Origin of the sequence: Kitasatospora sp. NPDC127035 (assembly GCF_042726075.1) — a bacterium.
GTDB lineage: Bacteria > Actinomycetota > Actinomycetes > Streptomycetales > Streptomycetaceae > Kitasatospora.
Map to the genome: position 1 here is coordinate 204,504 of NZ_JBHXDN010000002.1, position 26,231 is coordinate 230,734.

The 26,231-nt window shown below is 75.2% G+C and carries 24 protein-coding genes and 1 pseudogene; 20 read left to right on the forward strand and 5 right to left on the reverse strand.

Features of this window, described 5'->3' with window-relative positions; genetic code table 11:
• Nucleotides 1-35 precede the first annotated feature (35 nt).
• The 17 genes and pseudogenes from ACFWIC_RS01875 to ACFWIC_RS01955 all read left to right on the forward strand — a co-directional run bounded on the left by ACFWIC_RS01875 (nt 36) and on the right by ACFWIC_RS01955 (nt 19,770).
• Entirely contained in the window at nt 36-3,365 is a 3,330-nt protein-coding gene (locus tag ACFWIC_RS01875; protein ID WP_380514942.1) for a hypothetical protein, read from the forward strand.
• A complete protein-coding gene (locus ACFWIC_RS01880; RefSeq protein ID WP_380514944.1) occupies nt 3,362-4,066 on the forward strand; it encodes a DUF4255 domain-containing protein in 705 nt (234 codons plus the stop codon). The genes ACFWIC_RS01875 and ACFWIC_RS01880 overlap by 4 nt, the downstream gene beginning before the upstream one ends.
• Nucleotides 4,063-6,171, forward strand: coding sequence for an AAA family ATPase (locus ACFWIC_RS01885; RefSeq protein ID WP_380514947.1), 2,109 nt, complete (start codon nt 4,063-4,065; stop codon nt 6,169-6,171). Before ACFWIC_RS01880 ends, ACFWIC_RS01885 begins: the two co-directional genes overlap by 4 nt.
• 276 nt (nt 6,172-6,447) lie before the next feature.
• Nucleotides 6,448-8,004: a phage tail sheath family protein gene (locus ACFWIC_RS01890; protein ID WP_380514950.1), complete on the forward strand. Its 1,557-nt coding sequence runs from the start codon at nt 6,448-6,450 to the stop codon at nt 8,002-8,004.
• Between the two features lie 62 nt (nt 8,005-8,066).
• On the forward strand, nt 8,067-8,507 hold the full coding sequence (locus ACFWIC_RS01895) for a phage tail protein (protein ID WP_329884140.1): 441 nt from the start codon (nt 8,067-8,069) through the stop codon (nt 8,505-8,507).
• Nucleotides 8,504-8,998, forward strand: coding sequence for a hypothetical protein (locus ACFWIC_RS01900; RefSeq protein WP_380514953.1), 495 nt, complete (start codon nt 8,504-8,506; stop codon nt 8,996-8,998). Before ACFWIC_RS01895 ends, ACFWIC_RS01900 begins: the two co-directional genes overlap by 4 nt.
• Nucleotides 8,995-9,153: a DUF6760 family protein gene (locus ACFWIC_RS01905; RefSeq protein ID WP_355401189.1), complete on the forward strand. Its 159-nt coding sequence runs from the start codon at nt 8,995-8,997 to the stop codon at nt 9,151-9,153. Before ACFWIC_RS01900 ends, ACFWIC_RS01905 begins: the two co-directional genes overlap by 4 nt.
• Before the next feature lie 2,416 nt (nt 9,154-11,569).
• Nucleotides 11,570-12,211, forward strand: a complete 642-nt coding sequence (locus ACFWIC_RS01910; RefSeq protein WP_380514956.1) for a hypothetical protein — start codon at nt 11,570-11,572, stop codon at nt 12,209-12,211.
• A 34-nt stretch (nt 12,212-12,245) separates the two neighbouring features.
• Nucleotides 12,246-12,671, forward strand: a complete 426-nt coding sequence (locus ACFWIC_RS01915; RefSeq protein WP_380357127.1) for a phage tail protein — start codon at nt 12,246-12,248, stop codon at nt 12,669-12,671.
• 61 nt (nt 12,672-12,732) lie between these two features.
• On the forward strand, nt 12,733-13,554 hold the full coding sequence (locus tag ACFWIC_RS01920; protein ID WP_380357130.1) for a peptidase M23: 822 nt from the start codon (nt 12,733-12,735) through the stop codon (nt 13,552-13,554).
• Nucleotides 13,551-15,368 (forward strand): VgrG-related protein, encoded by a 1,818-nt coding sequence (locus tag ACFWIC_RS01925; protein WP_380514959.1) that lies wholly within the window; start codon nt 13,551-13,553, stop codon nt 15,366-15,368. The genes ACFWIC_RS01920 and ACFWIC_RS01925 overlap by 4 nt, the downstream gene beginning before the upstream one ends.
• A gap of 68 nt (nt 15,369-15,436) precedes the next feature.
• Nucleotides 15,437-15,754, forward strand: a complete 318-nt coding sequence (locus tag ACFWIC_RS01930) for a PAAR domain-containing protein (RefSeq protein ID WP_329881658.1) — start codon at nt 15,437-15,439, stop codon at nt 15,752-15,754.
• A complete protein-coding gene (locus tag ACFWIC_RS01935) occupies nt 15,754-16,176 on the forward strand; it encodes a GPW/gp25 family protein (protein WP_329881657.1) in 423 nt (140 codons plus the stop codon). Before ACFWIC_RS01930 ends, ACFWIC_RS01935 begins: the two co-directional genes overlap by 1 nt.
• Nucleotides 16,176-18,137, forward strand: a complete 1,962-nt coding sequence (locus ACFWIC_RS01940) for a putative baseplate assembly protein (protein WP_380514961.1) — start codon at nt 16,176-16,178, stop codon at nt 18,135-18,137. The genes ACFWIC_RS01935 and ACFWIC_RS01940 overlap by 1 nt, the downstream gene beginning before the upstream one ends.
• Nucleotides 18,134-18,721, forward strand: coding sequence for a phage tail protein (locus ACFWIC_RS01945; RefSeq protein ID WP_329881655.1), 588 nt, complete (start codon nt 18,134-18,136; stop codon nt 18,719-18,721). Before ACFWIC_RS01940 ends, ACFWIC_RS01945 begins: the two co-directional genes overlap by 4 nt.
• Nucleotides 18,721-19,143 (forward strand): annotated as a pseudogene (locus tag ACFWIC_RS01950) (zinc ribbon domain-containing protein); the annotation flags it as partial. The gene ACFWIC_RS01945 and the pseudogene ACFWIC_RS01950, both read left to right, overlap by 1 nt.
• 57 nt (nt 19,144-19,200) lie before the next feature.
• Entirely contained in the window at nt 19,201-19,770 is a 570-nt protein-coding gene (locus ACFWIC_RS01955; protein WP_380515014.1) for an NADase-type glycan-binding domain-containing protein, read from the forward strand.
• 176 nt (nt 19,771-19,946) lie between these two features.
• Here the strand turns inward: ACFWIC_RS01955 and ACFWIC_RS01960 are convergent, their stop codons facing one another.
• From ACFWIC_RS01960 to ACFWIC_RS01970, 3 genes are all read right to left on the reverse strand, one after another.
• Nucleotides 19,947-21,269, reverse strand: coding sequence for an aminotransferase class V-fold PLP-dependent enzyme (locus tag ACFWIC_RS01960; protein ID WP_380514963.1), 1,323 nt, complete (start codon nt 21,267-21,269; stop codon nt 19,947-19,949).
• 195 nt (nt 21,270-21,464) lie between these two features.
• Nucleotides 21,465-21,896 (reverse strand): hypothetical protein, encoded by a 432-nt coding sequence (locus tag ACFWIC_RS01965; protein ID WP_380514966.1) that lies wholly within the window; start codon nt 21,894-21,896, stop codon nt 21,465-21,467.
• A gap of 86 nt (nt 21,897-21,982) precedes the next feature.
• Nucleotides 21,983-22,246, reverse strand: a complete 264-nt coding sequence (locus tag ACFWIC_RS01970) for a Clp protease N-terminal domain-containing protein (RefSeq protein WP_329881651.1) — start codon at nt 22,244-22,246, stop codon at nt 21,983-21,985.
• Nucleotides 22,247-22,782: 536 nt separating this feature from the next.
• On the opposite strand from ACFWIC_RS01970, the gene ACFWIC_RS01975 reads away from it, so the two are divergent.
• Nucleotides 22,783-22,911 (forward strand): hypothetical protein, encoded by a 129-nt coding sequence (locus ACFWIC_RS01975; protein WP_380514969.1) that lies wholly within the window; start codon nt 22,783-22,785, stop codon nt 22,909-22,911.
• 198 nt (nt 22,912-23,109) lie between these two features.
• Here ACFWIC_RS01975 and ACFWIC_RS01980 read toward each other — a convergent pair whose 3' ends face one another.
• Both ACFWIC_RS01980 and ACFWIC_RS01985 read right to left on the reverse strand, forming a co-directional pair.
• Nucleotides 23,110-24,258 (reverse strand): helix-turn-helix domain-containing protein, encoded by a 1,149-nt coding sequence (locus ACFWIC_RS01980; RefSeq protein WP_380514972.1) that lies wholly within the window; start codon nt 24,256-24,258, stop codon nt 23,110-23,112.
• A 3-nt stretch (nt 24,259-24,261) separates the two neighbouring features.
• Entirely contained in the window at nt 24,262-24,693 is a 432-nt protein-coding gene (locus ACFWIC_RS01985) for an NUDIX domain-containing protein (RefSeq protein ID WP_380514975.1), read from the reverse strand.
• A gap of 178 nt (nt 24,694-24,871) precedes the next feature.
• Here ACFWIC_RS01985 and ACFWIC_RS01990 point away from each other — a divergent pair, with 178 nt between their 5' ends.
• The gene (locus tag ACFWIC_RS01990; protein ID WP_380514978.1) at nt 24,872-25,744 is read left to right on the forward strand and encodes a TauD/TfdA family dioxygenase; all 873 of its coding nucleotides are present in this window, start codon (nt 24,872-24,874) and stop codon (nt 25,742-25,744) included.
• A gap of 203 nt (nt 25,745-25,947) precedes the next feature.
• A complete protein-coding gene (locus ACFWIC_RS01995) occupies nt 25,948-26,115 on the forward strand; it encodes an FxLD family lanthipeptide (RefSeq protein WP_380514980.1) in 168 nt (55 codons plus the stop codon).
• Nucleotides 26,116-26,231: the final 116 nt, after the last annotated feature.

Below are 26,231 nucleotides of genomic sequence, written 5' to 3' on the forward strand. Positions count from 1 at the left end.
CATGGATGCTGGACCGGACTGTGAGGTGGAGCGTGATGGGCACGGGTGGCTCCGGCCGTCGGCGAGACCGCTGGGGCAGGGCCGGTGCGGCGCTGCTGCTGGTGCCTCTGCTCGCGGTGACGACGGCCGCCGGCCCGGGCGGCGCCGGGGACCGGCCCCCCGCGGACGGCACCGGGGCCCGGGCCGCGGCGGCCGATGCCGGGGAGAGCCGGATCGCGTACGCCGGTACCCGCCACCGGAGCCTCGGCCGGGTGGCGACGGACACGACGAGCCCCCCGCTGTTCGGCGAGGGCCCGGCGCACTTCGACGTCCAGCCCGCCGCCCTGGGCGACCGGCTGGTCTTCGCGAGCCGCCGCGACGAGCAGGCCCCGCAGGTCTACCTGCGCTCCGCCGACGGCTCGGTGCACCGCCTGACCAGCGGTCTGGACGCGGCGAACCCGCGGCTGACGCCGGACGGCCGGTCGGTCGTCTTCGACGCGGCCCGGCCCGCCGGGGCCGGTGGCACCCAGCGCGACCTGTGGCTGGTGCGCACCGACGGCAGCGGCCTCACCCGGCTGACCGACACCCCCGCGAACGAGGAGCACCCCACGGTCTCGCCCGACGGCGCGCGGCTGGCGTACTCCTCCGACGCCGATCGGGCCGCCGGCCGCCAGGTCTACGTCCGGCCGCTTCGGGGCGGGCCCGCCACCCGGGTCTCCGACCCCGCCGACGGCGCGGGCACCGAGCCGGTGTGGAACCCGGTGGACGGGCCGGCGACCCGGGACCGGATCGCCTACACCGCCACCGGACCGGACGGGCCCCGGCTGCGGTGGACCGACGGGCGCACCGGCGGGCCGCTGCTGGCGGGCCCGCGGGCCCAGTGGCGCACGCACGGGGCAGCCTGGCTGCCCGACGGGAACGACCTGCTCTTCCTCAGCCCGGACCGGACCTGTAGCTGTGAGGGCGACTGGGACCACGTCTTCCGGGTGGGAGCGCTCTCGGAGGACGAACCGAAGGTGGTGCTCAGCGAGGACCGCGAGGTCGGACCGGCCACCTGGCTCGGCCCGCTCCAGGGCGGTGGCGCGGTGGTCGAACGCGTCTCGGCGGACGGCCCGCACGTGGTGACCCTGCAGGACGTCCGGCCGGACGGCTCCGACCCCCGTGACCTCAACCGGACCGTCCTCAAGGAGGACCCGGCGGCCGACACCGAGACGGATCCGGCGAAGGACCCGCTGTTCCGGCCCGCCGCCGGGTACGACCCGTGGACCGAGCGGCAGAACTACACGCCCGACGGCCGCCGGATCGTGGTGACCCGCTTCGAGGACGCGCCGGCCGGACCGAACCTGCCGGCCGGGCGGATCGAACGGATCTGGATCGCGGACGCCGACGGCTCCGGCCCGACGGCGCTCCCGCTGGCGGGCCGCGGCCCCAGGGACTGGGACACCGATCCGACGTTCTCCCCGGACGGCCGGTACCTGGCCTTCACCCGGACCTCCCCCGGCGGGGTCGGCGGCGCCTCCGGTCCCGGACGGATCCTGATCGCGGACGCCGCCACCGGCGCGGTCCGGGGCGTGATCGTCCCGCCCGAGGGGCAGCTCCAGGGCGGCGACGCCCAGCCCACCTGGTCCTCCGACGGCTCGACCCTGGCGTTCACCCGCAACCAGGTGATCAACGGTGGCGGGGGCAACAAGCACGTGTGGACCGTGCCCGTGGACCGTCTGGACCGCCTGGACCGGCAGCGCGACCTGAGCGCCGCCCACTGCCCCGGCGCCTGCGAGGTCATCGACGACAGCCCGGCGTTCTCACCGGACGGCGCCACCATCGCCTTCAACCGCAAGAACGGCGCCGGCCGGGTCGACGAGCGCAACGGGATCCTGCTGGTCGCCGCGGCGGGCGGCGCCTGCCGGGTACTGCTGCCCGACGCGGCCCGCGACCGGCCGGGGGCCTGCGGCCGGGAGCTGCCCGACACCACCTCCACCGGGCCCTTCCAGCCCCGCGACGCCGCCTGGAGCTCCGACGGCAGGACGCTGGTGATCAGCTCCCGGGCCGCCCTCGCCGCCAACAGCCCGGAGAAGCTGTCCCTGGTGGACGCGGTCTCCGGGGCCCGCACCCCGCTCACCGCCGGGCTGCCGGGCCGCCAGAAGGAACCGGGCGTCCAGCAGTCCGTGGACCTCGCGGTCCAGGCACCCGGCACGGCCGCGCCGCTCACCGCGGGCGACTCCGGGACCGTCCGGGTGGACGTCGTCAACCACGGCCCGGCCGCCTCGCCCGGGACGAGGCTGACCGTCGCGCCCCCGGCCGGGGTGATCGTCACGGGCCTCGCCGCGCCCGGCGCCGTCTGCGACGCGGCGGCGCTGGTCTGCGCCCTGGGCGTGGTGCGCCCGGGCGACACCGTGCCGGTCACGGTCACCGTCACGGGGGTCGAGCCCGGCGACCAGCCCCTGGACTGGTCGGTCACCGGTGCCGTCCTCGACCCCCGTCCCAGCGACAACACCGGCCGGACCGTGGTGCCGGTGCGCCCGGCGCCGGCCCCGCCGACGCCCGGTCCGACCCCGACCCCGACCCCGACAGCGGCCCCGACAGCGGCCCCGACGCCGACCCCGGTCCCGACGCCGCCGGCGGATCCGACGCCGAACCCGGTGCCGCCGCCCCCGGTGCTGCCGCCGCCTCCGACACCCGCCCCCGCTCCGCCGGCCCCGCCGCCGATCCGCACGCCCCCGCCACTGCCGCCCGAGCCGCCGGCCGGCCCCGGGCTGAGCCTCACGGCGCAGCCGAACCCCGGGTACGTGGGTGGTCGCGTGGTCCTCACGTACACCGTTCGCAACGGCCGCGAAGGGCTGGCCACCGGTCTGCGGCTCCGCGTGGGCCTGCCCGGGGGCGTGCCCCACGACGGGCCGCCGCCGGGCTGCGACCGGGCCTGGGTGTGCGCGCTGCCCGACCTCGCCCCGGGCGCCCGGACCGTCGTCCAGGTCGTCCTCAGCCCCGATCAGGCCCTCACCGGCCTGGTGACCGGCTCCCTGACCACCACCGGCACGGACGCCGACCCCGGGGACAACGAAGCCCGTCAGCAGCTGCGGATCCTCCAGCCGCGCATCGTCGCGGTCCCGCCGATCGGCAAGCCCGGTTTCGTCACCTCGGTACGCGGTGAGGACTTCCCGCCCGGCGCGCCGGTGCGGTTCACCTGGCAGCCGGGCATCACGGCCGCGGCGGCGCCGACCGTCCCCGGCCCGGACGGCCGGTTCATCGGCCAGTTGCTGATCCTCGCCAAGGATCAGACCGGCCCCCGGGTCATCACCGCGAACGGCCCCGGCTTCTCCCCGGTGCGGACCGGCTTCCTGGTGGTCAGCGGCACGGTCCAGCCGCCCAACGAGATGATCCGCCGATGATCCACGAGGTCGACGAGGCGTTGCGCCGGCTGCTCGCGGAGTCCGGCCTGGACGCGTCGGGCGTCGACGTGGTGTTCGACGCGCCGACCCGCGACTGGGCGGCCCGCCGCAGCGCCCCGACGGTGTGCGTGTTCCTGTACGACGTCCGCGAGGACCACACCCGGCGCGCCAGCGGCGCGGGTGAGGTGTACGACGCGGACGGCTTCCTCGCCGCGCGCCGCGCCCCGGCCCGCTGGTTCGAGCTGACGTACCTCGTCACCGCGTGGGCGAGCCGGCCGCAGGACGAACACCGGCTGCTCTCCCAGGTGCTGACGTGTCTGGTGTCCACCGACGCGCTGCCACCGCGCCTGCTCACCGGCTCGCTCGCCGAACTCGGCCTCATCGTGGGCCTGGACGGCGGCGGCGCCGGGCTCGACGCGCCCGCCGCCTCCGACGTGTGGTCGGCGCTGGGCGGCGAGCTCAAGCCGTCGCTGGGGCTGCGGGTGAGGGCGCCGCTGGCCGGGGCCACCACTGCCGTCGCCCCACCGGTCACCGAGGGGCTCGTGGTCCGCGCCGCGGCCCGGACCGCGCCGGAGGAGGCGGGGGCCGCGCGGCGCCTGCGCTACACGGAGGTGGCCGAGCCCGGTCCGGAGGGCTTCGGCGGCTCCCGGGAGCGGGGGCCGGCCCCCGCCCGCCGCCGACGCGGGGAGCGGCAGCCGTGACGCGGACCCTGGAACCCGAGGCCGCGACGCCGACCCCGGTCCCGTATCTGTGGGCGCGGCTGCGGGTCGTCGAGGAGCGGGTGCGCGAGGCCGTCGCGATCCGGCGCGCGCTCGATCCCGATCCGGACGATCCGTACCGCGGCCAGTTCCTCACCCCCGAGGCGGTCGCCCGCGTCCTGGACGAGGGACACCGGCCCGCTCCGCCCGCCCTGCCCGGTCCGGACGCGCCGCCGCCCGGCTCGCCGCTGGCCGTGCTCGCCGCCCGCTTCGCCCTGGCGCCCCTGGACCTGGACCTGCTGCTGGTGGCCTTGGCCCCGGACCTCGACACCCGCTTCGAGCGGCTCTACGGCTACCTCAACGACGACCTGACGCGCCGCCGGCCCACCGTCGGACTCGCCCTCGAACTGTGCGGGCACCGCGGGGTGGCGGCGGCCCGGTTCCGGCTGGCTCCCTCCGCGCCGCTCGTCGCGGGCGGTCTGCTGGAGGTCACCGAACCCGAACGGCCGCCCCTGTCCCGGGTGCTGACCGTCCCGGACCGCGTCACCTCGCACCTGCTGGGCGACACCGCGCCCGACCCGCTGCTGACCGGAGTGCTCGGCCGTCCGGCCGGTGATCCGGCCGTCGACCCGGCCGAGCTGCGCCGGGCCGCCGCCGCGGCCGGGACCGGCAGCGGCCATGTCCACCTGCGCAGCCGGGGCGGCGATGCCGAGGGGCTGGCCGTCGCCGCGCTGCAGGCGGGCGGGCTGCCGCCGCTGGCCCTGGACCCGGCGGCGCTGTCCCATGACCCCCGGGGCGTGCCGGACGTCGCCCGGGCCGTCGCACGCGAGGCCCGGCTGCTGGGCGCGGGCGTCCTGCTGGGGCCGCTGGAGGAGCTCCCCGACCGGCCCGACGAGCGGGCCAGGGTCCTGCGCACGCTGTGCGACGCCCTGCGCGGCCTCCCCTTCCTCACCCACGGGACCGGAGGCTGGGAACCCGCCTGGGCCGCCGACACCCCCGTCACCCTGACGGTGGCGGCCCCCGCCCCCGACCGGCAGGTCGCACGCTGGCGGCACGCACTGGAGCGGGCCGGCGAGCAGCACGGCGCGGGGGGCGACGAGGGCGTCGGCGAGGACGGGGCCGAGGCGCTCGCCCGGTCCGTCGCCGCGCACCGCCTGGACGCCGGGCAGCTGCGGAGGGCCGCCGGCACCGCGGTGCGCACGGCCGCGCTCGACGGCCGCCCGGTCTCCCCCGACGACCTGCGCACGGCCGTCCGGGCCCAGAACGGCGCGGGGCTCGCCCGCCTCGCCCGCCGGGTCGAACCCGCGGTGGGCTGGGACGACCTGGTGCTCCCCGCCCCCACCCACCGCAGCCTGCGGGAGCTCGCGGTGCGCGCCCGCCACCGCGAACAGGTGCTCGGGCAGTGGGGCATGCGGCCCGGCGGCGGGCGGGGGCGCGGGGTGATCGCGCTGTTCGCGGGTTCGTCCGGTACCGGCAAGACGATGTCGGCCGAGGTGGTGGCGGCCGACCTGGGCATGGACCTGTACGTGGTGGACCTCTCCACGGTGGTCGACAAGTACGTCGGTGAGACCGAGAAGAACCTGGAGCGGATCTTCACCGAGGCCTCCGCCGTCAACGCGGTGCTGCTGTTCGACGAGGCGGACGCGATCTTCGGCAAGCGTTCGGAGGTCAAGGACGCCCACGACCGGCACGCCAACATGGAGTCGGCGTACCTGCTCCAGCGGATGGAGTCCTTCGACGGCATCGCCGTCCTGACCACCAACCTGCGCGCCAACCTGGACGAGGCCTTCACCCGCCGCCTGGACGTGGTCGCGGACTTCCCGGTGCCCGACGCCGACCAGCGCCTCGCCCTGTGGGACCGCTGCCTGGGCGACCGGGTGCCCCGGGGCGACGACCTCGACCTCCCCTTCTGCGCGGACCGGTTCGACCTGGCCGGAGGCTCCATCCGGGCCTGCGCGGTGAGCGCCGCGTACCTCGCCGCCGAGTCGGGTGGACCGCTGACGATGGCCCAGACGGTGGCGGCGGTCGCGCAGGAGTACCGCAAGCTCGGCCGGCTGGTGCTGGAGGGCGAGTTCGGACCGTACGTGGCCCAGGTCACGCGGGTCTGAACCGGGGCGGCCGGCGGGCCGTCGCGGCGGGCCGGGGAGGGCCGGGGAGGGCAGCGCCCTTGCCCCCGGGCAGGTCCCCCGGTCCCTCCCGCCGGCCGCGGCCCGCCGGAAAGGCTGGGGGCGGGGCGCGACGGCGCGCGACCGGGTCCGTCGACGGCGTTCAGCCGTCCGCCGTCCGCCGTCCGCCGTCCGCCGTCCGTAGAACCTGGCCGGAGATCCACCGAAGACCGTCCACCGAAGCTGTCCACCGAAGACCGGTGACACGAAGGAGCGAGCATGCCGACGTACCTCACCCCGGGGGTCTACGTGGAGGAGGTGCAGTCCGGTGCCCGCCCGATCGAAGGGGTCGGCACCGCCGTCGCCGCGTTCGTCGGGTTCGCCCGGACCGGCCCGTTCCACGAGCCGACGCTCGTCACCAGCTGGGACCAGTACTCCCAGCGCTTCGGCGGGTTCACCGAGGGCGCCTACCTGCCCCACGCGGTCTACGGGTACTTCGCCAACGGCGGCGGCGCCGCGTACGTCGTCCGGGTCGGCGGCTCCGACCGGGACAGCTCCGCGCCCGCCGCCGCGGGCCCCGAGCAGCCCGCGGCGGAGCCCGTCGCGCTCGGCGGGTTCCTGGTCGCGGCCCGGCCGGGCGTCACCGGCCTCTCGGTGGAGATCGCCGACGCGGACGGCGAGAACCCGCCCGAGGACCGGTTCAGGCTGCTGGTCCACCGCGACGGGGCGGTGGCCGAGACCTTCGAGGTGTCGGCCCGCCGGAACGTCAAGGGCTACCTCGTCACCCAGGCCCGCGGCTCGGCGCTGATCGAGGTCACCGAGCAGCGCGGCACCGCCCAGGGCCGGCCCGCGAACCAGACCGCGGCCCTGCCCGACGCCCCCACAGCCGTACCCGCCCCGGCCGCCGGCCAGGGCGCGGCGGCCCGGCTCGACCCGGCCGAGTACGTCGGCGACGCGGCGGCCCGCACCGGGCTCGGCGGCCTGGAGACCATCGACGAGATCACCATGGTCGCGGTGCCCGACCTGATGGGCTCCCACCAGCGCGGTGACATCGATGCCGAGGGCGTGCGCACCGTCCAGCTCGCCGTGATCTCGCACTGCGAGCAGATGGGCGACCGGGTCGCCGTCCTGGACGCCCCGCCCGGTCTCTCCGCACAGCAGGTCCGGATCTGGCGCAACGACGAGGCGGGCTACGACTCCCGCTACGCCACCCTCTACTACCCGTGGATCCGGGTCTTCGACCCGGCCGCCGGGCGCAACGCCACCGTCCCGCCGAGCGGCCACATCGCCGGCGTGTGGGCGCGCAGCGACGCCGAGCGCGGGGTGCACAAGGCCCCCGCCAACGAGGTGATCCGCGGCGCGGTCGACCTGGAACTGCGTCTGAGCAAGGGCGAGCAGGACCTCCTCAACCCGATCGGGGTGAACTGCGTCCGGGCCTTCCCCGGCCGGGGCATCCGGATCTGGGGCGCCCGCACCCTCTCCTCCGATCCGGCCTGGCGCTACCTGAACGTGCGCCGGCTCTTCAACTACCTGGAGGAGTCCATCCTCCTGGGCACCCAGTGGGTGGTGTTCGAGCCGAACGACGACCGGCTCTGGTCGAGCATCCGGCGCAACGCCACCGCGTTCCTCACCGAGGAGTGGCGGCGCGGCGCGCTGTTCGGGCGGACGGCCGCGGAGGCGTTCTACGTCAAGTGCGACCGGGACAACAACCCGCAGGAATCGATCGACCAGGGCCGCGTGATCTGCGAGATCGGCGTGGCACCGGTCAAGCCGGCCGAGTTCGTGGTGTTCCGGCTGGCGCAGTTCTCCGACAGCACCAGCCTCATCGACGAGTGACCCGCAGGTCCGGCGCTCCCGGGACCGCCGGGACGAGCAGCAAGGAAAGGTGACAGACAGTCATGGCAGAGGGCGATGCTCTTTCCACCCATATCTTCGGCGTTCAGCTCGGTGGCTACCTGGTCGAGTCGATCCAGGAGATCAGCGGCCTGACCGTCGAGGAGGAGGTCGTCGAGGTCCGGCAGGTCAGCAAGGACGGCAAGCAGATCATCCGCAAGCAGCCCGGCGCCCGTCAGGCCGGCGAGGTCACGATCACCCGGGGACTCGACAAGAGCAGCGAGTTCACCACGTGGATCAAGGAGACCCTGAACAACGGGGCCGTCGACACCGCTCGGCAGAACCTCACCATCGAGATCAAGGACTCCACGGGCGAGACCGTCCGGCGCATCCAGCTGATGAACGGCTGGGCCTCCAAATGGGAGGGCCCCTCCCTCAAAGCCGGCGAGTCCGCCGCGGCCACCGAGTCCGTGACCATCGTGTTCGAGGAGATCATCGTCGAATGAGGCGACGTACGGTGACGGCGGGCAGCCTGGAGGAGATCCTCCAGGCCACGGCGCCCGCCCCGGCCCCGGCACCGCCGACGGCACCCTCCGCCGGCGCTCCGGCGCGGCGCGAGGAGCACGCGCTGCGCACCGAGTTCGAGTTCGAACTGCCGCGCGGGTACGTGGACGAGGCGGGCACCCTGCACCGCCACGGCTCGATGCGCCTGGCCACCGCCCGCGACGAGCTACGGCCCCAGATCGACCTGCGGGTCAAGGAGAACCCGGCGTACCTGAGCGTGGTACTGCTCAGCCAGGTCATCACCCGGCTCGGCACCGTCACCGACGTGCACGCCGGGGTCGTGGAGCGGATGTACGCGACCGACGTCGCGTTCCTCCAGGACTTCTACCGGCGCGTCAACAGCGAGGGCCACACCCGCGCGGCGGTCACCTGCCCGCACTGCGACGGCGGCTTCGAGGTCGACCTCTCCGGTGGGCGCCTGGGGGAATCGTGACGTACGCGCTCCCCCGGCTCAGGGAGGAGATCGCGTACGTCGCCTACCACTTCCACTGGCAACGCGACGAGATCCTCGACCTGACCCATGCCGAACGCCGGCAGTGGGTCACCGAGATCGCTCAGATCAACTCCCGAATGAACGAAGGAGGTTGAGCAAATGGCGTGGCGGGACAGGGTGCGCCGGCGCGGCGCCGTGCCGGGCGGCGCGCCCTCGGACGGCGTGCGCACGGGTGCGGCGGGCGCGGCGGGTGCGGTCCGGGAGACTGCCGCCGGCCGGGGCCCCGGCGTGCCCGCGGACTGGGACGGCGGCTGGCGCCGCACCACGCCACCCCTCCTGACCGTGTCCCGGGCGCCGATGAGCGTCAGTGACGGACTCGCCTTCCGGGACGGGCTGGCCGCCTGGCGCGATCCGTCCTTCGACACCGGCCTCGCCCACGCCCTGCTGCCGACCGCCCCGACCGGCCTCGTCCGCGGCATCGCCCGCCCCGCCGTCGCGCACCCCACCCACAGCGGAGGCGGCCCGCTGCTGCTCAGAGCGCTGCGCCCGTCCGACGCGGGCGCCGCGCCGGACGCCGCGCCGGGGACGGGGACGGGGACGGGGACACCACAGCCGGAGGCACCTCCCGCACCGCGTGCGCAGGCCACCGGGCGGGCGCAGCCAGGTGGGTCGGGTGCGCGCGGGTCGGGTGCGCGCGGGTCGGCGAAGGGCGCTCCGCTGTCCGCACAGGCCGCGCCCGCGGTCAGCGCCGGCACCGGCCGCTCGCGGGCCGACGAGCGCCCGGGTCGGTCCGGGGGCGGGCGGGAGGCCCCCTCGGCGGCCGGTGGGGCGGCCGGTGCACCCGGCACCCGTGGCCGCCCGCCCGCGCAGTCCGCGGCGGTGCTCGGTCCGGACGCGCTCGGCGCGGACGCCGCTCCCGTCGTCCAGCGAGCCGAAGCGACCGCCGCAGCCCCGGGGGCCGGCCGTACGCCGGTGCCCGCGCGGCTCCCGCTGGTCCGCCGCATCGCGGTGGTTCGCGGCGTCTCCGGCGAGGGCACCCCGGGGGCCGCCCCCGCCGGCCGGCCCGTGCAACGGACCGCCACCGGAGCCGGGTCCCTCCCCGCCGCCGGCGGCACCCGTCCCGGCCCCCCTGGCGGAGAGGCTCCGGCGGACCGCGCCGAAGCGACGCGCGCCGTGGTGCGGACGCGCCCTGTCGGCCGGTCGCTGACCGTCGCCCGGGTGCCCGCCATACCCCGGCGCCGGGTGCCCGCCGTGCTCCCCGCCGTCCCCCCGGCACACACCGGCGGACCTTCCCCCGACGCACCCGTACAGCGGGCGGCCGACCACGCGCCCCCTCTCGGCACCCCGCCGACCGAAGTCCCGGCGCCCGGCGCGCCCTCGGACGTGGCCGGTCCCACCCCCGCCCCCGCCCCCACTCCGGCACCGGCACCGGCACCGGCACCGGCACCGGCCATGCCTGTCGTCCAGCGGCAGGCGGAGACCGTCCCCGACCGGCCCGGCGCACCCGCGCGGGGCGCGGACGCGGCTCCCGTGCAACGCGCCGCCGACCGTCCTGCCCCGGGCGCTTCGGCGTCCGAACTCCCACCTCCCAGCCGACCCTTGGCAACGGAAGCCGCCATCACCGCACCAGCCGCGCCCATGCTCCAGCACCAGGCGGAAGCCGGCTCCGACGCACCCCTGCAACGCGCGACCGACCACCCCACCCTCGGCACACCGACACCAGAACTCCCCGCCACCGCAACACCCTTGGGAGCAGATCCCGCCACCCCCACACCAACCATGCCGATCGTCCAGTACCAGGCGGAAACCGGCTCCGACGCACCCCTGCAACGCGCAGCCGACCACCCCACCCTCGGCACACCGACACCCGAACCCTCCACTCCCGCAACACCCTTGGGACCAGATCCCGCCACCCCCACACCAACCATGCCGATCGTCCAGCACCAGGCGGAAACCGGCTCCGACGCACCCGTGCAACGCGCGACCGGCCGGCCGACCCTCGGTCCGCCGCTGGCCGAACTCCCCGCCACCGCAGCACCCTTGGGTGCCGGCGCGACCTTCCGGCCGCAGGCCGGTGAAGCCCCCTCCGCGGCCGCGCCCCCTGGGCCGGCCCTACCGGTCGTGCAGCGGCAGCCGGAGGCTCCGGCTGCCGAGGGCGGCCCTGGGCGGACCGCGCGGCGTCCGCGCGCCGGGTTGGGGGCCCCGCTGCCCGTGATGCCACCGACCGCCAACCACCCCGCGGCCCCGTCCACCGTCCGGCGCGCGGCCGTGCCCGTGCCCGTGCCCGGGCCGGGAGCGGGACAGCACCCCGCGTCCCCGGCCACGTCACCGGCTCCCACGCCCCCGACCACCGCGTCCCGGCACGGCGGTCGCGCCGGAGTTCCCGCGCCACCCGCAGGGGCCCGGACGAGTGGGTCCGTCCCGCTCGTCCTCGCCGGTCGGCCCGGGGCCCCGGGCCGGGCACCGGCCGCTCCGCACCGCAGCGTCCAGCTGCTCGCGGCGCGGCCCCTGGCCCTCGGCAGCGGCCGGGACATGGGGAGCGCGACGGCCCCCGTCACTACCGCCCGCGCGGTGAGCCGCCCCGTGGTCGCGGCACGCTGGGCCGCCCCGCCCTCCGCCGCCGCGCCGCAGCACGTCCAGCGAGCGCCCGGCTCCCCCGGCCCGCACCCGGCGTCCGCGTCCGGCCCCCTTCGCCCGTCCGAACCCCTTCGTGGACCCGAAGCCCTCTACACCTCCGGCTCCGGGCACCCCCCCGGCCCGCTGCCCGTGACCGCCCCGGACGCGCCACCGCTGGTGGTCCAGCCTTCCCGGGCCACGTCCTCGGCGCGGCCCGTACCCGTGGTGCCGCTGGTGCGGTCCAGGACGCCGGACCCCGGCGGCACGCCGGGAGTACCCCCGGCCGCGCCCCCGCCCCCGCTCCCCGTGCAACGCGACACCGGCAGCATCCGGGGAACCGTCCCGGCCGCCACCGACCCCGCCCCGCGCGCCACCGCCCCCGGCACCACCACCCCGGCCACCACCACGGCCGCGGACCAGCGGGTCACCGCCTCCGACCGAACCGGCGGAAGTCCGCGTGACGCCGGACCACCGGGCGGCGATCTCGACCTGGACGACCTGGCGCGCCGCCTGCTCGACCCGGTCGCCCGCCTGCTGCGCGCCGAGCTGCGGCGCGGCCGGGACCGCGCGGGCAGGACCTTCGACGGCCGCCGCTGAGCACCCGCACGTACGAGAAACGGACGACGGACCGATGACGGACAACATCTTCGCGACCAGTGTGTTCTTCCGGCTGGCGATCGGCGGCAACGACCTGGGCGCCTTCCACACCTGCTCCGGCATGGGCGCCGAGGTCGAGATGGAGAGCTACGCCGAGGGCGGCAACAACGGCTTCACCTGGCAGCTCCCGGGTCGCGTGACCTGGTCGAACATCACCCTCACCCGGCCGGTCACCGCCGACACGGCGAAGATCGGCCGCTGGCTGGACGAGACGCTGCGGCGGGTCGAACCGAAGGACGGCGAGATCGTGGCCCTGCGGCCCGATCTGAGCCGGATCATCAGCTGGCAGGTCTTCGGGATCGTCCCGGTCCGCTGGCAGGGTCCGTCCTTCGACCCCGCCAACTCCGCGGCCGCGGTGGAGACCCTGGAGATCGCCCACGCGGGACTGCTCCCCGTCTGACCGTCCCACCACCGCCCCGTCCCACGACCGCCGTACTCCCGCTCCGGAAGGAAGCCACACCATGGCCTTCTCGGCACGCGCCAGCCGCGCCAGGGCCCAGCTCACCCTGAAAGAGCCCCCGGCCTCGGTCGGGGCCAAGCCCGGCGGGACGATCGCCCGGCTCGACCTCCAGTTCAACCCCTCGACCCTGCAACTGGGCAAGACCACCGAGTGGCGACGGTCCCCGTCCCGGATGGCGGGGCAGTCGGCGCTGCCCGAGTTCGTGGGCAGCGGCCCGCGCACCCTGAGCCTGGAGGTCTTCCTGGACGCCACCGCCACCCACGACGACTCGGTGGAGCGGGCCGTCGAGAAGCTGATGAAGGCGTGCGTGCCGACCCCGGCCAGTCTCGGCCGCAAGAAGCCGGCGAGCCCCTGGGTGCGCTTCGAGTGGGGCAGCGCGCGAACCACCTCGTTCGACGGGGTGCTGTCGAACCTGTCGGTCTCGTACACGCTCTTCGACGTGGACGGCACGCCGCTGCGGGCGACCTGCTCGCTGTCCATCGAGGAGGCGAGCGTCGAACCGCCCGGCCAGAACCCGACGTCGGGCGCGCGCACCGCGCGCAGCACGCACACCCTGGTGGCGGGCGACAGCCTGGCGATGCTGGCCTGGCGCGAGTACGGCGACGCGACGGCCTGGCGGGTCATCGCGGAGGCGAACGGCATCGACGACCCGATGGTGCTCGCCCCGGGCGCCGAGTTGGTGGTGCCGGCCCTGCGGGACGACGACCACGCCCTTGCGACCGGCGGCAGGCACGCCTTCGACAACGGACTCCACAACGGACTCGACAACGGACGAAGCAGCGGCAACGGGTTGGGCGACGGCAGCGGCGAGGGGGAACGGTGAGCGGGTTCGATTCCGGGGGCAGGTCCTTCGCGGCCGACCCGATCGTGGAGGCCCCCGGCGAGCTGCCGCAGATCTGGGCGGCGCAGCTGGTCAGCTGCGTGGTCGACGAGAACGTGGGCCTGCCGGACGCCGCCGTGCTCACCTACCGCGACCCCGACCACGAGTTCCTGCGCTCCACCGGCGTCACCGTCGGTTCCCCGCTGCGCGTGTCGGTGACGACGGCGAAGGGGCAGGCGCGGGAGCGGCTGTTCAACGGGGAGGTCACGGCCCTGGAGATCGACCGGGACGGCACCGGGTCGTTCACCGTCCTCCGCGCCTACTCCAGGGCCCACCGGCTCCAGCGCGGCCGCAAGGTCGTCGCGTACCGGAACATGACGGCCGCGGACATCGTCCGCAAGGTGGCTGCGGGCGCCGGCCTGGCCGTCGGGACGGTGGAGGCCGCGCCGGTGATGTACCGGCAGCTGTCCCAGGCGAACGTCTCCGACTGGGAGTTCCTGCAGTTCCTCGCGGGCGAGAGCGGTGCGCGGGTGCGCGTCGACGACAAGGGGCTGCTCCAGTTCACCAGGCCCGCGAAGGCGTCCGGGGCGCCCTCCCCCTCGACGTCGGCCGCGCTCGACCCGATGGTCCTGGAGTACGGGCGCAACCTGCTGGCGCTGCGGGCCGCGCTGTCGGCCGCCGACGGCGCCTCGAAGGTGCAGGTGCGCGGCTGGGACGTCGCCACGAAGCGGCCGTTGGTCGCCGAGCAGCCGTCCGTGGTCAGCGACACCGTGGTGCCGGGGCTCGCTCCCGGGACGGCCGCCCGGTTCGGGAAGTCGGCCGTGGCCGTCACCGACACCCCCTACCGGACGCAGGCGGAGACGGCGGCGGTCGCCCGCGCGGCGGCGGCCCGGGTGAGCGCCGGCTTCGGCGACCTGGAGGCGGTGGCCGAGGGCAATCCGCTGCTGCGGGCGGGCAAACCGGTGGCGCTGGGCAACGTGGGGCCGGCGTTCTCCGGCCGGTACACGGCCACGGCCGTGCAGCACGTGCTGGAGCCGCACGGCGGCTACCGCACCACCGTGTGGGTCGGCGCCGGCCCGGACCGCTCCCTGCCCGGTCTGATGACCGGCGCCGACGCTCCGGGGCGCGGCCCGCGCATCCCCGGTGTGGCGATCGGCGTGGTGACGGACGTGCGCGAGCCGAACGGCTCCGAACGCGGCGCGGTGCGTCTGACGTTCCCCTGGCTGGACGACACGTACGTCACCGACTGGGTGCGCACCGTCCAGTGGGGCGGCAAGGGCGGTGGCGGGGTGGTGAGTCCCGAGGTCAACGACGAGGTGCTGGTCGGGTTCGAGCAGGGCCTGTTGGACAGCCCGTACGTGATCGGCGGACTCTACAACGGGGTGGACCAGCCCTCGCCGCACGAGGTGCCGCTGGTCGACGCGACCAGCGGCAAGGTCAACCGCCTTTCGGTGGCCTCGCGTTCGGGTCACCGCGTGGAGCTGCTGGACGCGCCGGCGCCGGGCCCCTCCGGGCTGCGGCTGGTGACCGGGGACGAACGGCTGGAGGTCCGCCTGGACGACCGCCGGGACCGGATCGAGCTCACCGTGTACGCGGGACGGAACCGTCCGCTGACCACCGTCCTGCTGGACCGGGACGGCATCACGCTCGACGCCCGGCAGGGCACCGTGAAGGTGACCGGCCGGCAGGTGGACATCGACGGCACGGCCGGGGTCCGCATCGGCGGCCGCTCGGTCCGGGTGTCCGGGACGGCGGACGTCTCCGTCGACGGCGGCCTGCTCGCCGTCCTCAAGGCCCGCCTCATCCGGATCAACTGACCCCACGTGAGCAGTCCCCTCGCCCTCGACCGTTCTCCCCTCTCCCCCTTCTACCCGAGGAGCCCCCGATGCCGGCCGCAGCCCGTACCGGTGACCCCACCAACCACGGTGGCCGGATCGCGACCCCGCCGCCCGGCACCGCCGCGCGGGTGGCAACGGTGCTGATCGGCGGGCGGCCCGCCGCCGTGGTGGGCAGCCTGCACGTCTGCCCGGTACCGCCGCACGCGGCCCTGGGGCCGGGGAACGTGCTGGTACCCAACCCGGCCGCGGTCACCGGGGGTGTGGTGCTGATCGGCGGACTGCCCGCCGCGCGGGCCCGCGACCAGACGGCGTGCGGCGCGGCGGTCCTGACCGGTGCGCCCGACGTGCTGATCGGAGGTCCGTGATGGGCGATCAGTTCATCGGGCGCGGCTGGGCGTTCCCGCTGCGGGTCGGGCCGACCGGCGGGATCGCCATGGTCGAGCGGGAGCGGGAACTGGAGGAGGCCATCCGCCTCGTGCTGGGCACCGCGCCCGGCGAGCGACCGATGCGGCCCGACTTCGGCTGCGGCATCCACGAGTACGTCTTCGCCCCCGGCGACGGCGTCACCGCCGGGCGGATCGCCCAGCAGGTGCGCGAGGCGCTGGAGCGCTGGGAGCCGCGGATCGCGGTGGACGAGGTCGTCGTGGCCTTCGACGCGGTGGAGACGGCCACCCTCTACATCGACGTGCGCTACACGGTGCGCACCACCAACGACCGGCGCAACCTGGTCTTCCCCTTCTACACGATCCCCTCCGAGGAGGGGACCGAGGAAACGGTCGCGGACTGATGGCCCTGCCCTCCCCCAACCTGGACGACCGACGGTTCCAGCAGCTCGTCGACGAGGCGAAGCGGTACGTGCAGCAGCGCGCCCCGGAGTGGACCGACCACAACGTCTCCGATCCGGGCGTCACCCTGATCGAGACGTTCGCCTACCTCGTGGACCAGCTGCTGTACCGGCTGAACCGGGTCCCGGACAAGAACTACCTGGCCTTCCTGGACCTGTTGGGCATCCGGTTGTACCCGCCGTCGGCGGCCGTCGCCGAGGTCGACTTCTGGCTGTCGGCCCCCCAACCGGACACGGTGACGCTGCCCGCGGGCACCGAGGTGACGACCGCGGCCGGCGAGACCGAGGCGGCCGTGGTCTTCGCCACCACCGACGACCTGCGCATCGTGCCGAGCGAGCTGACCCGGCTGGTCACCGCGCCCCGCGCCGGTGAGCAGACCGACCGGACGGGTGCCCTGGCCGAGGGCCGGGACATCCCGTGCTTCCAGGCCGCGCCCGAGCCCGGCGACGCGCTGCTGTTCGGCCTGCCGACGGCGGTGCCGCGCTGCGTGGTCGCGGTCCGCCTCGACAGCCGCGTCGAGGGCGTCGGCGTCGACCCGCGCCAGCCCCCGCTGGTGTGGGAGGCGTGGGACGGCAGCCGGTGGCAGCGCTGCGAGACCGGCTCCGACAGCACCGGCGGGTTGAACCGGCCCGGTGAGGTCATCGTGTACGTTCCGGCCGGACACACGGCGTCGCTGGTCAGCGGGACCCGGGCGGGCTGGCTGCGCTGCCGGGTCACCGAGGCGGAGCCGGGGCAGCCGTTCTACTCCGAGTCGCCGACGGTGCGCGAGGCCGCCGTCTTCACCGTCGGCGGCACGACGGCCGTGGAGCACGCCGAGCGGGTGACCGACGTACCGCTCGGCGTGTCGGAGGGGGTGGCGGGGCAGTCCTTCCGGCTCGGCCGCCCGCCCGTGCTGCTCGACGGGGAACCCCCCGTGGTGGAGGTGTCCTCGCCGGACGGGTGGCAGCGCTGGGAGGTGGTGGAGCACTTCGGGCGCTCGGGGCCGGCCGACCGGCACGTCCGGGTGGACGCCACCACCGGCGAGTTCGCGTTCCCGCCGGTGCTGCGCGAGGCCGACGGCACCCTGCGTCCGTGCGGGGCCGTACCGGCCAAGGGCGCCCGGATCCGCGTGGCCCGCTACCGCACCGGCGGCGGCCCGGCGGGCAACGTCTCCCGCGGCGCGGTCTCCGTCCTGCGCAGCTCCGTCCCCTACGTCGCCCGGGTCGTCAACCGGGAGGCGGCGCGCGGCGGTGTCGCCGGGGAGACCATCGACAACGCCAAGCTGCGGGCACCGGAGACGCTGCGCGTGCAGGAGCGCGCGGTGACCGCCGAAGACCACGAGATCATCGCCCGGCAGGCGGCGCCCTCCGTACGCCGGGTCCGCTGCCTGCCCGACCGGGACGCGGGCGCGGGCGCGGTCCGGGTCCTGGTGGTGCCGGACGCGGTGGCCGACGAGGGCGGCCGGCTGCGCTTCGAGCAGCTGATCCCGTCCGACCAGGTCCTCGCCAGGATCACCACGGCCCTCGACGAGCGGCGCCTGATCGGCACCCGGCTCCTCGTCGAGCCGCCGTTCTACCAGGGCGTCACCGTCGTCGCCCGGCTCTCGGTACCGGCCGCGGACGCCGACCGGGTGCGCGACGCGGCGCTCGACGCGCTCTACCGGCACCTCGACCCCTTGCGCGGCGGACCCGACGGAACGGGCCGGCCGTTCGGGCGGCCCGTGCAGTACGGGGAGGTGTTCGGCGTGCTGCAACGCGCCGTCGGGGAGGCGGTGGTGGAGGAGATCCGGCTGTTCGCCGCCGACCCGGTCACGGGCCGGCGCGGCGCCCCGGTCGACCGGATCGACGTCGGCGCGGGCGCGCTGGTCTTCTCCTACCAGCACCAGGTGGTCGTGACCGCGCCGGAGCCGGAGGTGCGCGGATGAGCCGGGCCGCCGTCCCGGGCCTGCCCAGCCGGCACCCGATCGGCGAGCAGCTGCCCGCGCTGTACGCCGACGACGACTTCGCGCAACGGTTCACAGCGGGGCTGGACACGGTACTGGCCCCGGTGTTCACCACCCTCGACAACCTGCCCTCGTACTTCGATCCGCGACTGGCCCCGGCCGACTTCCTGGCCTGGCTGGCCACCTGGGTGGGCGGCACCGACGACCCGCGCTGGCCGCTGGCGCTGCGCCGCGAGGCGGTGGCCCGCGCGGCGGAACTGCACCGCTGGAGCGGCACCCGGCGCGGCCTGGTCGAGGCCCTGCGCCTGGTGCTGGGCGTGTCCGCCGAAATCACCGGGGACGGCGGGGCCGCCTGGTCCAGCACGGCCGGTGGCGCGCTGCCGCCCGCCCCGGCCGACGAGGTGGTCGTCCGGGTGTGGCCGCGGCACGGCGGAGCGGTGGATGCGGCGCACGAGGTGGACGCGGACCGGGTCCGGGCGCTGGTCCGGAGCCTGTGCCCGGTCCACACGGTCTGCCGGGTGGAGGTCCTCCCGGGACCGCCCACGAGCGAGGAGGAGCGACAGTGATGCGCGAGTGTCCCGCGTGCGGGGCGTCCAACGGCCCGACGGACGGCTTCTGCGGCAACTGCGGCTCGTACCTGGGCTGGTCGGACGCCCCGGCCACCCCGGCTGCCGGCCCCCCGGCTGCCCCGGTTGCCGACCCCCCGGCGGAAGCCGCCGCACCCCGGCGCGCCGACCCCTCACCTCCCGCCGTGCCCCGTCCCCCCGCCGCCGCCCGTCCCCCCGAGCCCTCGCCATCCGCCGAACCCCCTCGCCCCTCCGACCCTCCTCCCCCCGGCTCACCGCAGCCCGTGCGGCCGGCGAAGGCCGTCGCACCACGTCCGGTCGTCCGCCCGGTCCCGGTGGACGACGGCGCCGCCGGGACGCCCTGCCCCTCCTGCGGCACGCCCAACCCGCCCGAGCGCCGCTTCTGCCGCCGCTGCGCGACCCCGCTCACACCCGGTACGGCCCCACCGCCGCTCCCCTGGTGGCGGAGAATCTGGCGGTTGCGCCGCCGCACCCGGGCCGGCTCGGGCCGGACAACGCGCTTCCTGGTCATCCTGGCCGTGGTAATGGCCCTGTGCGCGGGCGGCTTCCTGCTGCTGCCGGCCGGCCGGAACCTGATCGAGGACACCCGGGACAAGCTGGGCAAGAGCAAGCCGGTGACCCCGGTCCGTGTGGAGGCGAGTGCCGAGGTGCCCGGCCGGCCGGCCGGCAACGCCACGGACGGTCTCAGCAACCGCTACTGGGGCGCACCGGGCCCTGGCGCCTCGGTCACCTGCACCTTCGCCAAACCCTTCCGCCTGGTGGCCGTGATCGTCACCAACGGCGCCTCGACCTCACCCGAGGACTACGCCCGCGAGGGTCGGGCACTGCGGATCGACCTGGAGGTGACGGCCTCGGACGGCCGGAAGTCGGTCAGGAAGCTGACCCTGATCGACAAGCCCGGCCCGCAGACCTTCCCCACCGGCATCAGCGACGCCATCACCGTCCGCCTGACCCTCGACGCCCCCGCAGGCCTGGACGGCGACCGCCATCTCGCCCTGGCCGAGCTGGAGTTCTTCCAGCGGAGCTGAGTCCCCGTGAGCGCCGCGCTCACGGGGACCCACCGGGATGTTCACGTGGAGGTGCTCGGTGTGGTGCTCGGCGTGGTGCTCGGTGCGATGCTCACCGGGGATGAACGTGCGAGCCGTCATCGCCGTGCCGGCCGGGCGGTCGACCGGTCCGGAAGGAGCTCGACGGAGTGGTCGGCTCAGTGGCGGGTGATCGCTGCCACTGCGCGGACGGCCCTGTCCACCTCCTGCGGGTCGGTCACCAGGCTGGGGCCGAGGCGGACCAGGGTGCCGCCGTACGGGGTGACGTCGGCGAGTACGCGGTGGTCGGACTCCAGGCGGTTGACCACCTGCCGGGGTGTCCGGTCGGCGACGGAGAAGCAGACGATGCCGCAGGAGAGTGCGTCGTCGTGGGGCGTGGCGACGCGGACGCCGGGGATCGCGGCCAGTCCTTCCTTGAGCTGCCGGGACTGGGTGCGGATGCGGTTCGCGATCCGGTCCCGGCCGACGGAGGCGTGGAAGGCGAACGCCTCCGGGAGGGCCCAGCGGTGCTCGAAGGTGTGGAAGCCGCCCGGGGTGGCCATCAGGCCGGGGTCGACGACCGGCGGCGGGTCCTCGCGTATCCAGCCGAAGCTCGGGATGATCGGCTGGACGAGGGGCCAGGCGTCCTCGCGCCCCCAGAGGATGCCCGTGCCGCGCGGCCCGTACAGCCACTTGTGGGTGCCGGTGGCGAAGAAGTCGCAGCCGAGGTCCGCCACGGCGGTGTCGTCCGCGCCGAAACCGTGGACGCCGTCGACGCAGACGACGATGCGGTCGGCCGCGTCCCGGCGCGCGTTGATCCCCGCCACCGCGTCGGTGATCATCCGGATCGGGAGCATGACGCCCGTGCCGGAGTGGACCCAGGTCAGCGCGAGGACCCTGGTGCGCGGGGTCACGGCCGCCAGCAGGCGTCCCGTCAACTGGTCGGACGAGACACCGGCCGGGTCGTCGTAGAGGCTCACCCGGCGCACTGCGGCGCCGGTCAGCAGGGCGCGCTGGCGCAGGGCCTCATAGGTGGAGTGGAAGTCGTGCCGGGTGGTGAGGATCTCGTCCCCGGGCCGGAGCCGCAGCCCCTGGTAGAGGATCGCCAGCCCCATGGTGGTGCTGTCGGTCAGCGCCACCTCCAGGGGGCGGACACCCAGGTAGTCGGCGGCGGCCACACGCGCGGCCAGTTCGCGGTCCGCGTTCTCCCGGTGGTAGCGGCTCGGGTCCTCGTCCAGCTTGGTCCGGTGCGTCGCGATGGCGGCGCGCACACCGGCCGGATGGGCGGCGAACGTGAAGGCCGCGAACTGCGCGTAGGCGCGGGAGAGCCGGAACTGGTCACGAACGGAGTTCCAGTCGCCCGGCGCGAAGCTGCGGGGCGGGGTCGAGACCTCGGGCGGTGCCGGGCTCGCGGCGGACGCCCGGACTCCGGCGAGCGGGGCCAGGGCCCCGCCCGCGAGCCCGGAGAGGACGAGCCGTCGGCGGTCGATGAGCGGTTTCATGTCTCCTGCGCCTGATCGCGTGGCCGGGGTGTGGGTGGTCGGGGCGTGTGGTCGGGGCGTGTGGTCGTGATGCGTCCGGGGCGCGTCGGCCGGCCGTGCCGACGCGCCCCGGACGACGATGTGTGCCGGGGACCGGGCCTGCACCACGGACCGTCCCGCTCGGTGGCGGCGCGGTCCGCTACGGTGCCGGGCGGCTCAGCAGAGCAGTGACTCGCGCCCGGTTGCCGCCGACCGAGCGGGCGTCAGGCCCGGCTGGGCCGAGCCCGTCGCGATCTCGGCGGGTGCGATGCAGCCCTGCTGGGCGGACCAGGCCCAGTAACCGTTGTAGAGGCCGCAGCGCCAGTCGTTGCCGTACTGGTCGCTGTAGGTCCGACCGTCCTTGGCCGGGGTGCACTCCGGCATGGAGGAGCACTCGTAGACCACCGAGCCGATCCGGCACCAGGACGTCCCGAGCAGGGCCGCGGTGCCTTCCTGGATCTGCGGACCGGCCACGGGAGCCTGTACGGCGACGGTCTTCGCCGATGGGGCCCCGGGGGCCGCGGCGGCGACCCCCTGGACGGCGAACAGGGTCACCACGGCCAGCGCGAAGGCCGTCAGAGCGGAGCGGATGGATCGAGATACTGACACGATTGTCCTTTCCCGATGAGCGGTTGACGTGCGTGAGGCGTTGCCGCACGCAGGCCCGGTGGTCGTGCCCGCCTTTTCACCGCCGGCTACTCGGGCGGGAACACCACGTTCCGGGTCGGCGTGTTGTAGCCGGGTGAGGACAGGAGGTCATGGAGGGCGGCCGTCACCTGCTCCGGGGGGACGAAATTCGTCAGGACCTGGGTGGGAACCGCCTGCGGGTCCGCCAGGATCGCCAGGAAGAGATGCTCGACTCCGACGTATCCGTGCCCGAGTTCGGACGCGATCCGGCCGGCTTCGTCGAGAATCGAGAGATAGCGCGGTGTAGCCGTTGGTACGTGGTCGTCCGCCATGGTGCCTCGATACCTCGTGCGTGGGCCCACCGGGATGGCGGGCGCGACTCAGCGCATCGTAGTAAGGAATCCGGAAAGCACGGAAGAGATCTCTTCTCGCCAGGCTGGCCGAATGCCCGTGCCCGCAGTGGCGGTCGCGCCGAGTCAGCATCGGCCCGGTCAAGAGCCCTGTGCAGGTTGATGGTTGGGAAAGTCCGGCAAGGCCGACCCGAGTGGCGCGCCGGGGAAGTGCACACATTCCGCCGAGCCGGTCGGCTACGCGACGACTTTCCACCTGTTCGTGGCGGAACCGTCCTGTTTGCCGGCGCGGAATCCCCGGGCGTCACTCGAACGGGCCCGCACCCAAAGGGATTCCCGCCCACTCCGACACGGCCCGGCTCCGGCCCACCGCAACCCCCGCCACCCCGCCTCGGCGAGCTTCTCCTCCGGAATTCCCACACCCGCACCGCCCTCGGCGACGCCGGCCACGCCGTCCGCCTTCCGGAAGCGGCCATCCCCCTGACCACCGCCGCCCCTTCGCACCCACGATGGTACGGATGTTGACAAAAGGCATCGTTCCGCCACCCGGCCTCCAGGTCGCCGCCTGGGCCCTGGCCGTCAAGGCCCGGGCCCAGGCAGCGACACCCACGCCGAACGCCGGTCCGACCACGCACCAGTGGCCCTGACCTACTGCCTGGAGAGCTGACGACTTCCTTGTATCCAGAGCCCCCCGGCCTGCGCCGGGGGGCTCTTCCCAGGGCGTCGTCACGCCCGACCCGGCACGGCGTCATCGCCACACCGGGCAGGCCCGCAGTCGGTAGTCCCCATCGCCCCTCCCGAAGTCGCCGGGATGCGCCGCGATGATGCTGCAGGCGGCTTCCCGGTCAGGCCGCTATGTCCGCCCGGAGCCGGGCGAGGGTGCCCGTCGCCTGATCGCGGACGTCCGGAAGTCCGTCGCTTGCGCGCATCACACGCTGAACCTGGTGGGGCAGGCGGTGGAGTTCCGCCCCCTGCAGGGCCGCGCGCATCTGCTCGCCCGCCGCCTCCCGGTCGCCCCGGCGCAGCAGGATCTCGCCGGCGGTGATCGCAGAGATGACGCGCCACTGCGGGCTGATCCCGAACCCCGGTGCGGGTGCGCGTTCCAGGAGCTCGACGGCGCCCGGAACGCGGCCGGTGGCGGCGAGCCCGCGCAGTCGCACCTCGTGGAGGGTGAACTCGGAGAACAGTGGGGTCACGCCTACGGTGTCCAGCAAACGGCAGCTCTCCGCGACGGCTTCGTCGAAGACCGTCATGGCGCCGACCGTTCCGGCCGCGCGGGCGAGGAGGATGACGGCGGCGGCACGGTCGTCGGGGGTGCGAGAGAGATCGCGGGCTCGGGTGAGACGCTCCAGTGCGGCGTGATGCAGGCCTGCCTTTCGCAGTTCGTTGCCGTGGTGGCGCAGGGCGTGGGCGTGCAGGGCTCGGTCATCGAGACGGCGGGCGATGGCAACGCCTTTGCCGGTCCAGCGTGCGGCGGTGGCGAGGCGTTCCTCGGGCAGGACGTGCCCGAGGGCGACGCCGAGTCCGACGCGGGCGCGGGCGAGCAGGCGCAGGACATCGGTGTCGGTGTGGCCGTCGGCGGCTCTGGCTTCGAGGCGGGAGACGAGGGGCCAGAGTTCGTCGACGGCTGCTGCGGCCTGACCGGTCTGGCGGGCGATCTCGGCCAGCCGCAGGACGCTCTCGCCGAACTGGATCATGGCGTGGTGGTCTCCGTCGGCGTCGTCGGTGATGCCGAGGACGTGGGGTGGCAGGCCGAGGCGTTCGGCGATGTGCCGTAGCGCGCCGATGTCGGTGATGGTGCGGCTTCCGGTCTCCACACGAGAAATGTAGGAGGTGGAGTAGCCGAGAAGCGTGCCGAGCTCCTCCTGCGGGAGCCGGTTCAGCTGTCGGTGGAAGGCAAGGATCTCGGGCAGCCTGCGGCGGCGCAGGATGTCCTGGGCCCGGGGGGTCGTCCAGTGCCAGCGGATGCCGCCGTGCGGGTCGGGACGGGCCACCGGTCAGGCCTGGCCCTGCAGTTCGTACCAACGCGCGATGGAGTCCTTGTAGCCCTGCGGCATGACCAGGTCGGGCACCTCGTCGCGGTGGAAGAGCGCGGCTTCCTTGTGCTCGTGGCTGACCACCGGCGGCCGGTGCGCGTCGGCGGCGGTGCAACCGTAGGTGACGATGAACACGAGCCGGCCGGGGATCGGCTCGTACATCCAGGTGTCCAGCAGCGTGCCCGCAGCGGCCCTCCAGCCGCTCTCCTCTCGGATCTCGGTCTCCACCCGGTCCTGGGGCGTCTCGTTGCCCTCCAGCTTTCCGCCGGGCAGTTCCCACTCGGCCCGCTCGTTCTTCAGAAGCAGCACCCGTCCCTGCGGGTCGAGGACGACGCCCTTGACCGAGATCGGGAAGGTCGCTGGCACATAGGGCTTGTCTGTCTGTCCGGTCATCTCTTCTTCCACGGCTTACGGAAGGGCACGGGCCTGTCGAACGTAGCAGCCGGCCACTGTCGAAGGCTTCCGACTCCCGGTGATGAGCCCTTTGACAATCCGTCACTTCACTCCGGGCCGGTGCGCCCGGGAGAGTGTGTCCTCTCCCATCCGCCGGTTCTCACGAGGGGGATCCTCCATGTCGCCTTCCCACACCGCCGTTCCTGGCGCGGACGAAGAGTTCACCCCCGCCTCCCTGAGCGACGGGGCACTGCACCGTGCTGCGGACGTGCTTCGCGAACACGGCCTCGTGCGGCTGGGACGGCTCGGCGGACGCGGCGATGTGCTCGACGCCGCTGCGCTGCTGATGTCCACACGGTGGCAGCACCGCGACGCCGATCCGGACGGTCTGACCGTGATCCGCGACACCGGCCGGCACGAGGGCATCGCCGGCTTCGGGGGCCTCGGGCGCGGTGACCTCGCGCTGCACACCGAGTGCGCCCAACTGCCGCACCCACCCAGGCTACTGCTGCTGGCCTGCGGTCGGTCGGCCGACTCGGGCGGCGAGAGCCTGGTGGTGGACGGCCGAGCCGTCATCGCCGAGCTGGGCGGCATCCACCCGTCCGCGCTGGAGGCCTTTTCGGCGCCGCGGGCCGCGTACTTCGGCGGGGCGGACGGCCACTTCGCCCCGGTGCTGGAACACCTGCCCGTCGGACGATGGCGCCTGCGGCTGCGCCGGGACACCCTCGCCCGATTCTCCCCGGAGGCCGAAGCACACCTGCCGGCCCTCGGCCGCGCCGTCGAGCGGAACACCACCCACCTGCGCCTTGCCTGCGGGCAGGGGCTCGTGCTGGACAATCACCGCGTTCTGCACGGACGCACCGCCTTCGCCGGGGAACGGTTGCTGCTTCGCGCGCTCGGGGAACCGCACCCCGATCTCGCCTTGGACGCCGGGTTCCCGGCCCCCTGCTCCGCCCCCGGCCCGGCCGGCCAGGAATCGCGGAGTACCGCGTCAGACGAAGACCGGGCCCTGCCGGCCGCGCCGGGTAGAGCCGAGGACCCGCGCTCGTAGCCCCGCCCCCCAGTGAAGTTGCCACGCACCCTGGCAGCCAACTGCCAGCGCCACCTTCCGCCGAGCGTCGCGGGCCCAGCCTCCCGACGACCGCAGGGCACCGTCCCCCGGCCCCGGCGCGTCCGGCCCCACCGGCTCCTGGTGACGCACCCCGCACCCCGCCACCACGTCCCGCAACGGAAACCCCACAGGAGGAACACACCATGGCTCAAAAGATCGCGGCCCAGAACCCGACCGTTCCGGTCATCGACGGCGACGAGTTCGACCTCGACGTCAGCACCGTCGAGACGACCGACGCGGCCGGCCTGCAGACCCTCACCGACGACGGCTGCGGAAGCACCTGCGGTGCCTGCACCACCGGCCTGCACTGACCCACCCGGCCGGGGGGCCCGCGGGGGCCCCCGCGCGCCCCCCCCCCCCCCCGCCCGGGGGGGGGGGGGCGCGGGGGGGGGGGGGGGCGGGGGCCCGCCCGGCCCCCCGCGGGGCG

Excerpts from the sequence above, each read along its gene's own strand:
- ACFWIC_RS01930 (WP_329881658.1), top strand. The coding sequence starts at position 15,437 with ATGCCGGCCGCAGCCCGTACCGGTGACCCCACCAACCACGGTGGCCGG.
- ACFWIC_RS01975 (WP_380514969.1), top strand. The coding sequence starts at position 22,783 with ATGTTGACAAAAGGCATCGTTCCGCCACCCGGCCTCCAGGTCGCCGCC.
- ACFWIC_RS01890 (WP_380514950.1), top strand. The coding sequence starts at position 6,448 with ATGCCGACGTACCTCACCCCGGGGGTCTACGTGGAGGAGGTGCAGTCC.
- ACFWIC_RS01920 (WP_380357130.1), top strand. The coding sequence starts at position 12,733 with ATGGCCTTCTCGGCACGCGCCAGCCGCGCCAGGGCCCAGCTCACCCTG.
- ACFWIC_RS01915 (WP_380357127.1), top strand. The coding sequence starts at position 12,246 with ATGACGGACAACATCTTCGCGACCAGTGTGTTCTTCCGGCTGGCGATC.
- ACFWIC_RS01985 (WP_380514975.1), bottom strand. The coding sequence starts at position 24,693 with ATGACCGGACAGACAGACAAGCCCTATGTGCCAGCGACCTTCCCGATC.
- ACFWIC_RS01875 (WP_380514942.1), top strand. The coding sequence starts at position 36 with ATGGGCACGGGTGGCTCCGGCCGTCGGCGAGACCGCTGGGGCAGGGCC.
- ACFWIC_RS01940 (WP_380514961.1), top strand. The coding sequence starts at position 16,176 with ATGGCCCTGCCCTCCCCCAACCTGGACGACCGACGGTTCCAGCAGCTC.
- ACFWIC_RS01900 (WP_380514953.1), top strand. The coding sequence starts at position 8,504 with ATGAGGCGACGTACGGTGACGGCGGGCAGCCTGGAGGAGATCCTCCAG.
- ACFWIC_RS01880 (WP_380514944.1), top strand. The coding sequence starts at position 3,362 with ATGATCCACGAGGTCGACGAGGCGTTGCGCCGGCTGCTCGCGGAGTCC.
- ACFWIC_RS01970 (WP_329881651.1), bottom strand. The coding sequence starts at position 22,246 with ATGGCGGACGACCACGTACCAACGGCTACACCGCGCTATCTCTCGATT.
- ACFWIC_RS01995 (WP_380514980.1), top strand. The coding sequence starts at position 25,948 with ATGGCTCAAAAGATCGCGGCCCAGAACCCGACCGTTCCGGTCATCGAC.
- ACFWIC_RS01960 (WP_380514963.1), bottom strand. The coding sequence starts at position 21,269 with ATGAAACCGCTCATCGACCGCCGACGGCTCGTCCTCTCCGGGCTCGCG.
- ACFWIC_RS01935 (WP_329881657.1), top strand. The coding sequence starts at position 15,754 with ATGGGCGATCAGTTCATCGGGCGCGGCTGGGCGTTCCCGCTGCGGGTC.
- ACFWIC_RS01895 (WP_329884140.1), top strand. The coding sequence starts at position 8,067 with ATGGCAGAGGGCGATGCTCTTTCCACCCATATCTTCGGCGTTCAGCTC.
- ACFWIC_RS01945 (WP_329881655.1), top strand. The coding sequence starts at position 18,134 with ATGAGCCGGGCCGCCGTCCCGGGCCTGCCCAGCCGGCACCCGATCGGC.
- ACFWIC_RS01990 (WP_380514978.1), top strand. The coding sequence starts at position 24,872 with ATGTCGCCTTCCCACACCGCCGTTCCTGGCGCGGACGAAGAGTTCACC.